The 13,453-nt window shown below is 64.2% G+C and carries 16 protein-coding genes; 5 read left to right on the forward strand and 11 right to left on the reverse strand.

The annotated features are described in order from the left end of the window. Positions 1-356 (forward strand): DDE-type integrase/transposase/recombinase (locus tag BLS08_RS18795; protein WP_139204263.1); only part of this gene is annotated, 356 nt, incomplete at its 5' end. 402 nt (positions 357-758) lie between these two features. Here the strand turns inward: BLS08_RS18795 and BLS08_RS18805 are convergent. Together BLS08_RS18805 and BLS08_RS18810 are read right to left on the reverse strand one after the other, a co-directional pair. Next, a complete protein-coding gene (locus BLS08_RS18805) occupies positions 759-2,753 on the reverse strand; it encodes a metallophosphoesterase family protein (RefSeq protein WP_017676042.1) in 1,995 nt (664 codons plus the stop codon). Between the two features lie 61 nt (positions 2,754-2,814). Further along, on the reverse strand, positions 2,815-3,498 hold the full coding sequence (locus BLS08_RS18810; RefSeq protein WP_017676041.1) for a Crp/Fnr family transcriptional regulator: 684 nt from the start codon (positions 3,496-3,498) through the stop codon (positions 2,815-2,817). 123 nt (positions 3,499-3,621) lie between these two features. Between BLS08_RS18810 and BLS08_RS18815 the strand changes: the two genes are divergently transcribed. Then, positions 3,622-4,146: an Mpo1 family 2-hydroxy fatty acid dioxygenase gene (locus BLS08_RS18815; RefSeq protein WP_017676040.1), complete on the forward strand. Its 525-nt coding sequence runs from the start codon at positions 3,622-3,624 to the stop codon at positions 4,144-4,146. Between the two features lie 81 nt (positions 4,147-4,227). Here the strand turns inward: BLS08_RS18815 and BLS08_RS18820 are convergent, their stop codons facing one another. After that, on the reverse strand, positions 4,228-4,974 hold the full coding sequence (locus tag BLS08_RS18820; RefSeq protein WP_017676039.1) for a hypothetical protein: 747 nt from the start codon (positions 4,972-4,974) through the stop codon (positions 4,228-4,230). 131 nt (positions 4,975-5,105) lie between these two features. Further along, positions 5,106-5,891 (reverse strand): MmyB family transcriptional regulator, encoded by a 786-nt coding sequence (locus BLS08_RS18825; RefSeq protein WP_003464553.1) that lies wholly within the window; start codon positions 5,889-5,891, stop codon positions 5,106-5,108. 122 nt (positions 5,892-6,013) lie between these two features. Between BLS08_RS18825 and BLS08_RS18830 the strand changes: the two genes are divergently transcribed. Next, positions 6,014-6,415 carry a hypothetical protein gene (locus tag BLS08_RS18830; protein ID WP_003464550.1) on the forward strand — a complete coding sequence of 134 codons (402 nt, stop codon included), beginning with the start codon at positions 6,014-6,016 and terminating at the stop codon, positions 6,413-6,415. 9 nt (positions 6,416-6,424) lie between these two features. Here the strand turns inward: BLS08_RS18830 and BLS08_RS18835 are convergent, their stop codons facing one another. Further along, positions 6,425-7,162 carry a sulfite exporter TauE/SafE family protein gene (locus BLS08_RS18835; protein WP_017676037.1) on the reverse strand — a complete coding sequence of 246 codons (738 nt, stop codon included), beginning with the start codon at positions 7,160-7,162 and terminating at the stop codon, positions 6,425-6,427. Next, positions 7,155-7,517 (reverse strand): antibiotic biosynthesis monooxygenase family protein, encoded by a 363-nt coding sequence (locus tag BLS08_RS18840; RefSeq protein WP_017676036.1) that lies wholly within the window; start codon positions 7,515-7,517, stop codon positions 7,155-7,157. Before BLS08_RS18840 ends, BLS08_RS18835 begins: the two co-directional genes overlap by 8 nt. Before the next feature lie 84 nt (positions 7,518-7,601). Here BLS08_RS18840 and BLS08_RS18845 point away from each other — a divergent pair, with 84 nt between their 5' ends. Continuing rightward, a complete protein-coding gene (locus tag BLS08_RS18845; RefSeq protein ID WP_017676035.1) occupies positions 7,602-8,294 on the forward strand; it encodes an ArsR/SmtB family transcription factor in 693 nt (230 codons plus the stop codon). A 161-nt stretch (positions 8,295-8,455) separates the two neighbouring features. Here the strand turns inward: BLS08_RS18845 and BLS08_RS18850 are convergent, their stop codons facing one another. The 5 genes from BLS08_RS18850 to oscA all read right to left on the reverse strand — a co-directional run bounded on the left by BLS08_RS18850 (position 8,456) and on the right by oscA (position 12,560). Continuing rightward, complete coding sequence (locus tag BLS08_RS18850; RefSeq protein WP_003464541.1) at positions 8,456-9,448, reverse strand: sulfate/molybdate ABC transporter ATP-binding protein; 993 nt, start codon at positions 9,446-9,448, stop codon at positions 8,456-8,458. A 3-nt stretch (positions 9,449-9,451) separates the two neighbouring features. Continuing rightward, positions 9,452-10,324, reverse strand: a complete 873-nt coding sequence (gene cysW / locus BLS08_RS18855; RefSeq protein WP_003464539.1) for a sulfate ABC transporter permease subunit CysW — start codon at positions 10,322-10,324, stop codon at positions 9,452-9,454. Positions 10,325-10,334: 10 nt separating this feature from the next. After that, a complete protein-coding gene (cysT, locus tag BLS08_RS18860) occupies positions 10,335-11,153 on the reverse strand; it encodes a sulfate ABC transporter permease subunit CysT (RefSeq protein ID WP_003464536.1) in 819 nt (272 codons plus the stop codon). 123 nt (positions 11,154-11,276) lie between these two features. Further along, positions 11,277-12,275, reverse strand: a complete 999-nt coding sequence (locus BLS08_RS18865; RefSeq protein WP_017676034.1) for a sulfate ABC transporter substrate-binding protein — start codon at positions 12,273-12,275, stop codon at positions 11,277-11,279. Between the two features lie 102 nt (positions 12,276-12,377). Next, on the reverse strand, positions 12,378-12,560 hold the full coding sequence (gene oscA, locus BLS08_RS18870) for a sulfur starvation response protein OscA (protein ID WP_003464528.1): 183 nt from the start codon (positions 12,558-12,560) through the stop codon (positions 12,378-12,380). Between the two features lie 245 nt (positions 12,561-12,805). Here oscA and BLS08_RS18875 point away from each other — a divergent pair, with 245 nt between their 5' ends. Further along, positions 12,806-13,387 (forward strand): RBBP9/YdeN family alpha/beta hydrolase, encoded by a 582-nt coding sequence (locus BLS08_RS18875; protein ID WP_017676033.1) that lies wholly within the window; start codon positions 12,806-12,808, stop codon positions 13,385-13,387. The last annotated feature ends 66 nt before the right edge of the window (positions 13,388-13,453 follow it).

Here is a 13,453-nt window from a genome sequence, read left to right on the forward strand (position 1 = left end):
CGCTGGATATGGCCTACGAGCAACGAGGCAAACCGCAGCAGGTGCTGTTTCATTCCGATCAGGGCAGCCAGTACGCCAGCCGCCTGTTTCGGCAGCGGTTGTGGCGATATCGGATGGAACAGAGCATGAGCCGTCGAGGTAATTGCTGGGACAATTCACCGATGGAGCGGTTGTTCCGGAGTCTGAAGTCGGAGTGGGTTCCGCCGACCGGTTACCTGACAGCTCAGGAGGCTCAGCGGGACATCAGTCATTACCTGATGCACCGCTACAACTGGATCAGGCCACATCAATTCAACGACGGGCTGCCGCCCGCCGCTGCCGAAGAAAAACTTAACCCACTGTCCGGGATGGGTTGACCACTACAACGACTTGAAAGAAACAGCCTCCGTCACCGATCACGCGGCCCATTCCCACGGGTTGGGCGCCATGCAGGATTTGCACGGCAAAGAGGCTGTTAGGTAAGCCCCGTGCGGCGGCCTCATCGGTCTTTGCGCTAAGGCCAGAGCCAACTCGAAGCGCTTGATAGACCTGAACGGATGGCGTTTCTAACAGGCAGGAGTAAATGCTCAATGGAATCTCCGAATCAGAGGAATTCTTGTGGCGGCAGTTTGAACCCGATTAGAGAGTGCAGAGGGTTCATTGAGCAAATCGGAGCCCCCTCAGTAACGCCTGCTTTTTCGATCCTGCCAACTGTCGTCAATTCGCATGCCATCTGCTTCGGCGCCATTTGGCCTTGAGCTTTGGCGTATGCGCTCGGCTCACGGGTGGCTTGCGCCGCCGTCCCGCGGCGTTGCCCTGTGATCGGGATGCCCGAGCAGTGGTGCCGTCGCCGTGCCTGATTCACGCTCGGCAACGAAGGTCGCCGGCGGTGAGCCATCGGCGTTGAGCTGGAGGATGCGTTTGGGCCGGCCCTGTTCGTCGAAGAACACCTGGCCGAGGCCGGCGCTGTTCCACAGGCGTTCGCCCGAGCGGCTGCGGTCGGGGATCAGCGGGGTGACGCGCATGCGCCGGCGCTTGGTCAGCCAGTTGAGCGGTGACCAGGGCGCGTAGAGCCAGCGGTTGAGGCGATCGAACCAGTCCAGCAGCTCGGCCGGGAATTCGTTCTTGATGCCGCTGCTGGTGATCTGCCAGATGGTCGGGCTGGCGCGCTTGTGGCGGATGCTCACGCGGTAGACGAAGGAGTAGTGCACGTCGCCGGAGAGGATGACGAAATCACCCGGCGTACGCGAGTGGCGGAAGATGTTCATCATCACGCTGGCCGCACCGCGATGCGCCATCCAGTTTTCCGCATCGACCATCAGCGGGTGGCCGGCATAGGTGAACAGTTTCTGGATGCCCTCGATCAGCTTCACGCCGAACATCGGCGCCGGCGAGACGATGATGCAGCTGGGGTGATCGAGCAGCGTCTGCTGAAAGTCGCACAGCGCTTCCCAGTCCATCAGCCCCGAGGGTTTCGACAGGTGCCCTTCGCTGCGCCAGCGGCGCGTACGGGTGTCCAGCACCAGCAGCGCGGGCGTGGTCGGCAGCACGTAGTGCCACTGCTCGAAATGCAGCAACTGGTCGATCAGCGCATCCTGCGCACTGGCCTGCAAGTGATGGTTCTGACGCTGCTGCAGCAGGTCGGCAAAGGCCTGCAGCGGCTCATCGAATACATCCGGGTTGTTGCCCCAGCCCTGGCACAGCAGATAGGCGAGCAGGGCGTTGCCGATGATGCGCTTGGAGAACGGATGACCGTAGGCGGTCTGCTCCCAGCGCGCGGAGAGGTTCCAGTCATCGGTGACATCGTGGTCGTCGAAGATCATCAGCGTCGGCAGGTGGGCGAACGTCCGCGCGGCCTGGCCGAGGGTCTGGCGGAAGGCGTCGATGCGTTCGCGCTCACGGGCGTAACGCTGCCGCTGTTCCTCGTCCAGCGCTGGCTGCTCTTCGCTGATCAGCGTCCAGGGCAGCGGCGACCAGACCAGCAGGTACATGGCGATCATCTCGGCGAAGGTCACCAGATGATTGTCGGCACTGCTGCTGGTGAAGACCGGTTTCTCCACACCGCCGAAGAACTTGTCGCGCAGGGTCTGGTTGCTTTTCACCGCCGGCAGCAGCTCGGCGCGTTGGTAGTAGCCGACCGGGTGGCCATACAGCGCCTGGCTGTCCTCGACCACGGCACCTTCGAGAAACTCGTCGAACAGGCCGAGGCGGGCGATCAATTGGTGAATGGCGCATAGCAATGGGCCGGCGACATCGTCGACATAGACCTGGTCGCCGCTCATCAGCAGCAGCGCCGGACGCTGCTTGGCTTCGGGCTGACTTGCCAGCAGGCGATCGGCGCAGAGCAGGCCGTCAGCAGCGGCGTGGTGCGGCTTGCGGCAGGAGCCGTGGAGCAGGTGGTCGACGCGCGAGCGCAGGACGAAATCAGCGTGCTTAGCGCCGTCGTAGAGCAGGTGCGGTGCCCAGTCGCGCATGCCTTTCGCGCCCGCGCTGTCGATGATCTGCAGGTCGTAGGCGATACGTTGGTCCTGTGGCAGTGCCTGTTCGAGCGGCAGGTCGATCAGGTGCAGCACGGCGTGCCGGCCTAGCGGCAGTTGCTGGCAGTGTTCGTCCAGCGCATGCGTCTGCTGCGCCTGGCCCTCGGGTTGCAGCCACAGTTGCAGGCTCAGTTCACGGCTGGCCACCAGCCACAGCACCAGGCGGCCGGGCTCCAGGCGGCGCAGCAGCGGGCCGGCGAGCACATCGGGCAGCGGAGCGGGGGCATTGTCTGGCATCGGTGCGGTACTTCCTGCAAGAAAAACGACAGAGATTGGACAGTGGCAGGACGCCAGCGGTTCAGGAGGCCAGCTGGCGCAGACGCTCGAAGTCGAGAATTTCGATCTCGCCGTAGGTGAGCTGCACCACGCCCTGCGCTTGCAGTTCCTTGAGAATCTGGTTGGTGGTCTGGCGTGACAGCGAGAGCATCAGCGCCAGCTGCTCCTGGGCCAGGTGCAGCACCCGGCGCGGTTCGCTTTCTCCGTAGTTCTCGGCGATCAGCAGCAGGCGTCGGGCCAGGCGCGGCGCGGCCGGCAGCAGGCTCATGTCTTCCAGAGCGACGAAGGCCAGACGCAGCTTGTGGCTCATCAACAGGGCGAAGTCGCGCCAGTACTGCGGCTCGCGTTCGAGCAGCGCGAGCAGGTCGTGCTGGGGTAGCAGCAGCAGGGTGCTGGCGCTTTCGGCGAAGGCATCGTGGGTGCGCGGCAGGCCATCGAACAGGGAAATTTCGCCGAACCAGTAGGGCGGCTCGACCAGGGTCAGCAATGCCTCCTTGCCGTTTTCGCTGACCGCGCCGATGCGCACTGCACCTTCGACCACCGCATACAGCCCGCTGGGTTTGTCGCCACGGCGAAACAGCCGCTGGCCGGCATCCAGGCGTTGCATCTGGGCCATGTCCAGCAGGCCCTGGCTCAGCGCTGGGGGCAATGCGGCGAACCAGTGGCCCTGGTTCAGCTGGCTGAGGTAATGACGGGGGTCGGGCATGGCGGCTCCTGTGAGGTTGCGCGGCGGTGCGGCCTTCCCTGCCATTGTCGGCTAGCCGACAGTGTGACTAGCCAAGGTGGAGGGATCATGTGCGGGCCCGTTTCACACCTGAGGACGATAATAATGAAAACCCTCGTCGATCACCTGGCGCAATATGCCGCCTACCATCGCGACCGGCGCAATATCGCCAGTCATTTCATCGGCATCCCGATGATCGTGCTGGCCGTCGCCGTGCTGCTGTCGCGGCCAGGTTTCCATCTTGCCGGCCTGTGGCTGGCGCCTGCCACGCTGGTGGCGCTGGCGTCGGCATGGTTCTACCTGCGCCTGGACACCCGTTTTGGCCTGCTCATGGCCGTGCTGCTGGGGCTGTGCCTGTGGGCCGGTGCCAGCCTGGCGGTCGCTTCCACTGCCCTGTGGCTGACGGCAGGCATTGGTCTGTTTGTGGTCGGCTGGGTCATCCAGTTCGTCGGTCACTACTACGAAGGACGCAAGCCGGCCTTCGTCGATGACGTCATGGGGCTGGTGATCGGGCCGCTGTTCGTGGTCGCTGAACTGGCCTTTCTGCTCGGCCTGCGCAAGGAAGTCGAGCATGCCGTGGTAGAGATCGCCGGGCCGACCTGCATCCGCGAGAAGAAGGCGCTGGCCTGAGCACGTGCTGCTGTTCGTCGCGGCTGAAGCCCCTCCCTCGGTCACTCGGTTTTGTGGGAGGGGCTTTAGCCGCGAGCCTTTCTAGAACATCGCCATCCACTGAGCCGTCATCGAGCGTGCGTGGCGATCCACGGTGATGGGTGCAAAGGGGCGGCCGGAGACGCTCTGCAGGGTGTTGCTCTGGCTGTTCATGTCGGCCAGCGCCGCACGCAGATAGCTCCAGCGCGTCTGCAGCTTGGTCACCTGCGGGTCGGATTGATCCTTGAGTGCCTGCAGTTCGCTGTCGATGGCCGGCAATAGCAGGCGTTCGTCCTGACCGAGGTAGGTGCCGGGCTGCTCGCGAGCGATCTCGAAGGTGCCCAGGTAGGAGCGGCTGAGGTATTGCACGCTGAGGTACTCGACCTTCGCCGCCAGCTCGCTCTGGCCTTCGGCCCCCGGTAGTGCACGGGCCGTGCTGAGGAAGTCGCGCAGGGCGCGGCTGAGGTCTTCGGGAAAGCGCCAGGGTACGTTCTCGTCACCGGGGCCATAGGAAACACCGTTGCGCAATTGGGTAACGAGGGCCTGATGGGCGCTGGTGAGTTCGGCGCTGCCCTGCGGCAGGCTCTGCATGGCACCGGCCAGAGCGGCCAGGTCGGCTTCCAGGCGCTGCTGATGGGTCTTCTGGAACCCTTCGCCACGTAACAGCATCAGGCTGCTGGTGGCGCGGCTGGCGTGTATCTGGATTTGTTCCTGCGGGCTGACGGCTTCGGCGAAGGCCATTGGCGAGAGCCCGACGAAGAGTCCGAGCGACCAGAAAAAAGCATGGCGCAACAGTGCTTTACAGCGCATCCGGGGTGCTCCTTGTTATTGTTTTGAGCAGGTATGCAGTGGGCAGCGTCAATGACGCAGCGCCAAGACTACTGCGTGACGCGCTGCAGAGCATGACCCGAAAGAGTGATTTCGTCGGAAAACGCTACCGTTCAGGTGCTGTTCGCCAGATTGCGCAGGTACTCGGCGGTGAAGGCGTCGGCGGGGAAGAAGGTCTCCAGTGCCAGTTCGGCGAGGGTCACGTCATTCGGGGTGCCGAACACCGTGATGGTGCTGATCAGGCTGAGCACACCTTGCTCGCTGTGCAGTTGCAGCGGCACCAGCACGGCGTCGCTCGGTGGCGCAGGGACTTCAGCGGGTGCCGGATAGCCGCGCAGTTCATCGAGCAGGCTGAACAGGGCTTCGTCGCCGCTGATTTCGGCGTCGCGCTGCAGGCGCATCAGCAGGTGCGCGCGCCACAACGCGAGGTTGGCGATGCGTGGTGCCAGGCCTTCGGGGTGCAACGACAGGCGCATCACATTGAGCGGCGGCCCGAGCAGAAAGTCCGGCATGCCGGCGAGGAAGGCACCGACCGAGGCGTTGGCTGCCAGCAGGTTCCACTGTCGGTCGATGGCCAGCGCCGGATAGGGTTCATGGGCCTTGAGCAACTGTTCGATGGCCTGGCGGGCTGGAGCCAGCGCCGGGTCGCTCAGTTCGTGCTGGCTGTACAGCGGGGCGAAACCGGCGGCGCTGAGCAGGCGATTGCGCTCGCGCAGGGGAATCTCCAGTTGCTCGGCCAGGTGCAGCAGCATTTCGCGGCTGGGTTGGGCGCGTCCGGTTTCGACGAAGCTCAGGTGGCGGGTGGAGATCTCCGCCTCGCAGGCGAGGTCGAGCTGGCTCAGGCGGCGCCTTTGGCGCCATTGGCGCAACAGGGCGCCGGCGGTCTGGGTATTGTTCATGGTCAGCACGATAGTTCAGTCAGGTCATGCCGGCCATTACCTGGCAGGTAATCGACGCCCCGCGCGTTTCGGCGAAATCTGTAGGCCAGGCACCACCCCGGTGTCCCTATGGAGGATTCATCATGAACGCACTGCAACCCACCCCGATGCTGCGCAATGCTCTCTTGCTCGATGGTCTGCTCAGCGGCGTTACCGGCCTGCTGCTGGTCCTGGCGGCCGGCTGGCTGGGCGCCTTCCTCGAACTACCGCGCCTGCTGTTGCTGGTCGCCGGTAGCGCGCTGCTGCCCTTCGCGGCGCTGCTGGTGTGGTTGTCCAACCGCGCCGAAATCAGCCGCCAGGCGATCTGGGCGGTGATCGCGGTCAACGCGCTGTGGGTGATCGACAGCCTGCTGGTACTGGTGATCGGCTGGGTGTCGCCGAACCTGTTCGGCTACGCCTTCGTTATCGCCCAGGCGCTGGCGGTGGCGCTGCTGGCCGAGCTGCAATGGTTCGGCCTCAAGCACTCGCAGGCTGCCGCCGTTTGATGGTCAGGTTCAGAGACCGCGCAGCGCCAGTTCTGCCCCAAGCAGCAACAGGCCGATGAAGAACCAGCGCTTGAAGCGCTCCGCGCTGATGCGTTTGCGCAGCCACTGGCCGCCGGCCATGCCCAGCAGTGCGGGCAGCAGGGCGAGGGCCGATACACCCAGCACCGCCGGTTGCAGCAGTTCACCGCTGTGACCGAGTGCTGCCGCCAGAGCCAGGGTGGAGACGCTGAAGGACAACCCCAGGGCCTGAACCAGATCGTCCTTCTCCAGGCCGATGGCCTGCAAGTAGGGCACGGCGGGAATCACGAATACACCGGTAACCGCGGTGATCGCGCCGGTGAGCGCACCAATCACCGGGCTCAGCCAGCCTTCCTTGATCCGCTCCACGCGAAAGTGCACCTTGGCCAGGCCGAGCAGTGCGTAAACCACCAGCGCCACGCCCAGCCAGCGGGTGGCGCCGGGCAGGTCGAGGCTTTGCAGCAGAGCGGCGACCAGCAGCGTGCCGCACAGGATGCCCAGCAGCATCGGCCATAGCCGGCGCAGCATCGGCAGCGGACTGCGACCGTCGCACAGCTGCCAGATGTTGGTCACCATCGACGGGATGATCAGCAGCGCGGCGGCCTGCAATGGCGCCATCACCAGACCGAGCAGACCGACGGCGATGGTCGGCAGGCCAAGGCCGACCACACCCTTGACCATGCCGGCGAGCAGGAAGGTGACGAGGATCAGGAGCAGGTGCTCAGTCATCGCGCTGCCCCTGATCGTGGATCGCGCGGCTGTCGGCCGGCGCCTGTTCGCGCTCGTGCATGCCGTAGTCGCGCAGTACCTGGGCCACGCGCAACCGATAGTGACTGAAGACCTCCTCGCGTCCTGCCGACTGCGCGCGGCGGTGTTCTTCGCGCTGGCGCCAGGCCTGGATTGCGGCTTCGTCCTGCCAGAACGACAGCGACAGGATCTTCCCCGGCTGGGTCAGGCTCTGGAAGCGCTCGATGGAGATGAAACCCGGCTGCTCGGCGAGCAGTGGGCGCAACTCACCGGCGAGGTCGAGATAGTCCTGCTGCAGGCCTGGCTTGGCCTGAACTTCGAAGATCACGGCGAGCATCGGTTTCTCCCTGGCTGGCTCTGGCTGAAATTGCCTGCCAGTATCCACATTTGCTGCACGCCATGTTTCGTCATGAGGTGAACTATGGAATACGCACCGGGTTTCAGCTCGATTGCCGCGTTGCTCGCCGATGCCGGGCGCGCCAGCATGGTCTGGGCGCTGATGGACGGCAGCGCGCGGCCGGCCGGCGAGCTGGCCTTGCTGGCGGGGCTGTCGCCGTCGTCGACCAGCGCGCACCTGGCCAAGCTGGTCGAAGGCGGCCTGCTGGTTCAGCAGCGCCATGGGCGCAATCGCTATTACCGCCTGGCCGGGCCGGAAGTCGGGCAACTGGTCGAGGCCCTGGCCAGTGCCGCGCTCGCCGCGCAGCCACGGCAACCACGGGCGATGCCGGCCTCGCGCGGGACGCCGCAGGCCATGCGTGAGGCGCGCACCTGTTACGACCATCTGGCCGGCGAACTGGCGGTCGGCGTGTTCGCGCGCATGCGCGCAGCTGACTGGCTGAGCGAGGGGGGCGGTGCGCTGCAGCTGACGGCAAGCGGTGAGCAGGGGCTGCAGGCGTTGGGGATCGATCTGCACCAGGTCAACCGTCAGCGCCGCCAGCGACTCTGTGCCTGCCCGGACTGGAGCGAGCGCAAGCCGCATCTCGGTGGTGCGCTGGGCGCGGCATTGCTGGGTCTGTGCGAAGGCGAGGGCTGGCTGCGGCGCAGCACGGGTTCGCGTGCGCTGCAGGTTTCCCCGCAGGGGCGTAGGGCGATCATGGCGATCGCGGCTCCGTAGGGTGGGCTTCAGCTCACCAAACAAAGGTTGAGCTCTGTGCGGTGGGCTGAAGCCCACCCTAAGCTCGTCCTACGTACTAAGGCGTGCCAATGCTTCACCGCGTAGGAGCCCCGCCCCGGGGCGAAGCTTTTCGTCGCGGGGCGCGACTCCTACGGGTGGCTTTAGGCTGAGGCGCTGACCGGCTTGCCGCCCTTGGGCTTGAAGTACAGGGTGGTGCCGCGGGCGAGGTTGTCCAGGCTGACGTGATCCTTGGCCACCTCGGCTTCGATCAGCTCGTCCTGGCCTTCGACCTTGAGGGTGATGCGGGTGATCGCGCCGAGCAGACGAATGTCGCGTACCTCGCCGGCCTTGTGCTCCGGGCTCGGTTCGCTGGACAGGTCAACCTCGTGCGGGCGGAACAGTACGTGGTGATCGTTGCCGACGTAGAGGCGGTTGGCGTCACCGAGGAAGTGGTAGACGAAATCGCTGGCCGGATTCTCGTAAACCTCGGCCGGTGTACCGATCTGCTCGATCACGCCCTTGTTCATCACCACGATGCGGTCGGCCACTTCCATGGCTTCTTCCTGGTCGTGGGTGACGAATACGCTGGTCAGGTGCACGTCCTCGTGCAGGCGCGCCAGCCAGCGGCGCAGCTCCTTGCGCACCTTGGCATCCAGCGCGCCGAAGGGTTCGTCGAGCAGCAGTACGCGCGGCTCCACCGCCAGGGCGCGAGCCAGGGCAATACGCTGGCGCTGACCGCCGGAGAGCTGTTCCGGGTAGCGATCGCCGAGCCAGTCGAGCTGCACCAGGTCGAGCAGTTCGTGGACCTTGCGCTTGATCACCTCTTCGCTCGGGCGCTGACCCTTGGGCTTCATGCGCAGGCCGAAGGCGACGTTGTCGAACACCGTCATGTGGCGGAACAGCGCGTAGTGCTGGAACACGAAGCCGACGTTGCGATCACGCACGTCGTGGTTGGAGACGTCCTCGCCGTGGAACTCGATGGTGCCGCTGTCCGGGGTTTCCAGGCCGGCGATGATGCGCAGCAGGGTGGTCTTGCCGCAGCCGGACGGGCCGAGCAGGGCGACCAGTTCGCCGCTCTGGATGTTCAGGTTGATCTCGTTCAGCGCCTTGAACGCATTGAAGTTCTTGCTGACGTTGCGGATTTCGATACTCATGTTTTATTCCTCGCCCGCACTGGCTTTCAGGCGGTTGATACGGGATTCGCTCCACTGCTTGAGCAGCAGGATGAACAGCGCCAGAAGCAGTAGCAGGCTGGCAACGCTGAAGGCGGCGACGTGATTGTATTCGTTGTAGAGAATCTCGACATGCAGCGGCAGCGTATTGGTGTAGCCGCGGATGTGCCCGGAGACCACCGATACTGCGCCAAACTCGCCCATCGCCCGGGCGGTGCACAGCACCACGCCGTAGATCAGGCCCCATTTGATATTGGGCAGGGTCACGTGCCAGAACATCTGCCAGCCGTTGGCACCGAGCAGGCGCGCGGCCTCTTCCTCCTGCGTGCCCTGTTCCTGCATCAGCGGGATCAGCTCGCGGGCGACGAAGGGCACGGTGACAAAGATGGTCGCCAGGACGATGCCGGGCAGGGCGAAGATGATCTGGATATCGTGCTCGCGCAACCAGGGGCCGAAGAAGCCCTGGGCGCCGAACAGCAGCACATAGATCAGACCGGCGATTACCGGTGACACCGAGAACGGCAGGTCGATCAGGGTCACCAGAATGCTCTTGCCGCGAAACTCATACTTGCTCACGCACCAGGCGGCGGCCACGCCGAACACCAGATTGAGCGGCACGGCGATGCCCACGGCGAGCAGGGTCAGTTTCAGTGCGCTGATGGCGTCGGGTTCGAGGATCGAAGCGACGAACACGCCGACGCCCTGTTTGAGCGCCTCGGTCGCCACCACGAACAAGGGCAGCAGCAGGAAGAAGGCGAACACCAGCCAGGCCGAAATGATCAGCAGGCGGCGGCCCAGGGCGTTACCGCGGCGCGCGGCATTGTTGGCGGCGCTGGCCGTCAGGGTTGCAGATGACATGCCTGGCTCCTTAAGAACGGCTGATGCGGCGCTGCAGCAGGTTGATCAGCAGCAGCAAGATGAACGACACCACCAGCATCAGCACGCCGATGGCGGTGGCGCCGGCGTAGTTGTACTGGTCCAGCTGCACCATGATCAGCAGCGGCAGGATCTCGGTCTTCATCGGCATGTTGCCGGCGATGAAGATCACCGAGCCGTACTCGCCAACGCCACGGGCGAAGGCCAGGGCGAAGCCGGTCAGCCAGGCCGGCAGCAGCGCCGGCAGCAGCACGTGGCGGGCCACCTGCAGCGGCTTGGCACCGAGGCAGGCGGCGGCTTCCTCGACTTCGCGCGGGATGTCGGCCAGTACCGGCTGGATGGTGCGCACGACGAAGGGTAGGGTGACGAAGGTCAGCGCCAGGGTGATGCCCAACGGGGTGTAGGCGATCTTGAAACCCAGGGTGGTGGCGAACTGGCCGATCAAACCGTTGGGCGCATAGAGCGCGGTCAGGGCGATACCGGCGACCGCGGTGGGCAGGGCGAACGGCAGGTCGATCATCGCTTCGATGATCTTGCGACCGGGGAAGGTGTAGCGCACCAGCACCCAGGCCAGCAGGGTACCGATCACGCCGTTGATGATGGCAGCGAGAAAGGCGGTGCCGAAGCTCAGCTTCAGGGCGGCCAGCACGCGCGGCGAGGAAATGATTGCCCAGAACTGATCCCAGGTGAGCTGGGCAGCGTGGACGAACATGGCACCCAGGGGAATCAGCACCAACAGACTGAGGTACACCAGGGTGTAACCCAGCGTCAGCCCGAAGCCGGGTATGACGGGGGAAGTACGACGAGACATTGGCTGTCCTTATCTGCTTGGGTTGCAACGCTTTAATACGCAAAGGGCGGACAAGCCAAAACACTGCCCGCCGCCTGCAATTGCCCAAGGTGGACAGGGAGTATTCCCTGCCCACCCGTTTTATCACTGGGCTTGGTAGATCTGGTCGAACACGCCACCGTCGTTGAAGAACTTCGGCTGAGCGGTTTTCCAGCCATCGAAGTCAGCGTCGATGGTTACCAGCTTGAGCTGCGGGAACTGCTTGGCGAACTCGGCCGCCACCGCCTGGTTGCGTGGGCGGTAGAAGTGCTTGGCGGCGATGCGCTGGCCTTCCTCGCTGTACAGGTAGTTGAGGTAGGCCTCGGCGACTTTGCGGGTGCCTTTCTTGTCGACGTTCTGATCGACCACGCTTACCGGCGGTTCGGCGAGGATCGACAGCGACGGCGCGACGATCTCGAAGTTCTCCCCGCCTTCTTCCTTGAGCGCCAGGAAGGCCTCGTTCTCCCAGGCCAGCAGCACGTCGCCGATGCCGTTGTTGACGAAGGTGATGGTTGAGCCGCGGGCGCCGGTATCGAGCACCGGGACGTTCTTGTAGAGCTTCTCGGTGAAGGCCTTGGCCTCGGCTTCGCTGCCGTACTTCTGCTGGGCATAGGCCCAGGCAGCGAGGAAGTTCCAGCGTGCGCCACCGGAGGTTTTCGGGTTCGGGGTAATCACTTCCACGCCCGGCTTGACCAGGTCATCCCAGTCCTTCAGGCCTTTCGGGTTGCCCTTGCGCACCAGGAACACGATGGTCGAGGTGTAGGGGGTGCTGGCGTCCGGCAGACGCTCCTGCCAGTTTTCCGGGATCAGCTTGCCGAGCTTGTACAGCTCGTCGATATCGCCGGCCAGGGCCAGGGTCACCACGTCGGCGCGCAGGCCGTCGATCACCGCACGGGCCTGCTTGCCCGAGCCGCCGTGGGATTGCTGGATGGTCACCGCTTCGTTGCCCTGGGCCTGCCAGTGCTTGTTGAAGGCGGCGTTGAATTCGGTGTAGAGCTCACGGGTCGGGTCGTAGGACACGTTGAGCAGGGTTTGTGCGGCGGCTACCGGGCCGGCGATCAGGGCGCTGGCCAGTGCGGCCAGGGCGAAACGACGAATGGACATGGTGCAGCTCCTAACTGTGAAATTCTTGTGTTGGCGTATTGGGTGTCAGGCGGGGCGATCTTTCTCGAGCCCTCTGGTGGTCCAGTCGGGCCGCATCATGTTTCAGCTGTTCTTGGTACTCGGTTGTTGCAGGCGAATCTTTTCCTTGCGCTCGATCTGCACGACCTGGCCGTTGTGCACGGTGATTTCCACCGAGCCGAATTTCAGGCCATGCAGGGCGGTCTGAATCTCGCGCAGGATGCTGGCTTCATCCTGGCCTTCGAGGTTTCTCAGCGTCGCGGTCATTTCCAGGCTCCTTATGAATAGGTCGCCATGGCGGCGGTATGGAGTACCGACGCTGGCGTGGAGCGGATAGTAGAGAGATGGAAATATTCTTAAAAATATTGTTTAAGAACATTTATATGCTTTTTGGAAATATGAGGCATGATGCGATTTATTGCGTTTTTGGAATAAGTAAATAAGTTCTTATTCTTTTTGTAATTTATTCGTGCTGCCTAGACTGACGCCATTCGATTCAAGGAGGCGCCGTCATGGGCAGCGAAGCAATCCGTTACCTGATCCTGCCGGGCTGGCAGGGCTCACCCGAAGAACACTGGCAAAGCCATTGGCAGCGCAGCCTGCCGAATAGCGCGCGTGTGGAGCAGAAGGACTGGCTCAACCCGCAACGTGGCGACTGGGTCACCGCGTTGAACCAGGCAGTCGCCGACGATCCGCGTCCGCTCATCCTCATCGCCCATAGCCTGGGCTGCGTGACGGTGGCTCATTGGGCCGCGCAGGCACCGGTCGAACTGCTGCGCCGTGTGCGCGGCGCGCTGCTGGTGGCGCCGGCCGATGTCGAGCGGCCGGGCTGCCCCGAGGCACTGCAGAATTTCGCGCCGATGCCGCGTGATCTGCTGCCCTTTCCCAGCCTGCTGGTGGGTTCCGACAACGACGCAGCGGCCAGCGCCCTGCGCGCCATGGAGCTGGCGCGGGCCTGGGGCAGCGAGGCGGCGATTCTGACCGGTGCCGGGCATATCAACGTGAAGTCCGGGCACCGTTACTGGGAGCAGGGCTTCGGCTATCTGTATCGCCTGCAGAGCCGCATCGAACAGCAGTCGCGCTTGCGCGCCTGATCCCCTCATAGCGGGACAACCTTTTCGGAGCGGGGTCGGGCCAGGCAGCCGCCCGCTCTTTTTTAT

It is taken from the genome of Ectopseudomonas chengduensis, assembly GCF_900102635.1.
Classification (GTDB): domain Bacteria; phylum Pseudomonadota; class Gammaproteobacteria; order Pseudomonadales; family Pseudomonadaceae; genus Aquipseudomonas; species Aquipseudomonas chengduensis.

Coding starts and splice junctions, on each gene's coding strand:
- BLS08_RS18820 (WP_017676039.1), bottom strand. CDS start 4,974: ATGCGCTGTAAAGCACTGTTGCGCCATGCTTTTTTCTGGTCGCTCGGA.
- cysW (WP_003464539.1), bottom strand. CDS start 10,324: ATGTCATCTGCAACCCTGACGGCCAGCGCCGCCAACAATGCCGCGCGC.
- BLS08_RS18865 (WP_017676034.1), bottom strand. CDS start 12,275: ATGTCCATTCGTCGTTTCGCCCTGGCCGCACTGGCCAGCGCCCTGATC.
- BLS08_RS18840 (WP_017676036.1), bottom strand. CDS start 7,517: ATGCTCGCCGTGATCTTCGAAGTTCAGGCCAAGCCAGGCCTGCAGCAG.
- BLS08_RS18805 (WP_017676042.1), bottom strand. CDS start 2,753: ATGCCAGACAATGCCCCCGCTCCGCTGCCCGATGTGCTCGCCGGCCCG.
- BLS08_RS18835 (WP_017676037.1), bottom strand. CDS start 7,162: ATGACTGAGCACCTGCTCCTGATCCTCGTCACCTTCCTGCTCGCCGGC.
- BLS08_RS18875 (WP_017676033.1), top strand. CDS start 12,806: ATGGGCAGCGAAGCAATCCGTTACCTGATCCTGCCGGGCTGGCAGGGC.
- BLS08_RS18815 (WP_017676040.1), top strand. CDS start 3,622: ATGAAAACCCTCGTCGATCACCTGGCGCAATATGCCGCCTACCATCGC.
- oscA (WP_003464528.1), bottom strand. CDS start 12,560: ATGACCGCGACGCTGAGAAACCTCGAAGGCCAGGATGAAGCCAGCATC.
- BLS08_RS18830 (WP_003464550.1), top strand. CDS start 6,014: ATGAACGCACTGCAACCCACCCCGATGCTGCGCAATGCTCTCTTGCTC.
- BLS08_RS18850 (WP_003464541.1), bottom strand. CDS start 9,448: ATGAGTATCGAAATCCGCAACGTCAGCAAGAACTTCAATGCGTTCAAG.
- BLS08_RS18825 (WP_003464553.1), bottom strand. CDS start 5,891: ATGAACAATACCCAGACCGCCGGCGCCCTGTTGCGCCAATGGCGCCAA.
- cysT (WP_003464536.1), bottom strand. CDS start 11,153: ATGTCTCGTCGTACTTCCCCCGTCATACCCGGCTTCGGGCTGACGCTG.
- BLS08_RS18845 (WP_017676035.1), top strand. CDS start 7,602: ATGGAATACGCACCGGGTTTCAGCTCGATTGCCGCGTTGCTCGCCGAT.
- BLS08_RS18810 (WP_017676041.1), bottom strand. CDS start 3,498: ATGCCCGACCCCCGTCATTACCTCAGCCAGCTGAACCAGGGCCACTGG.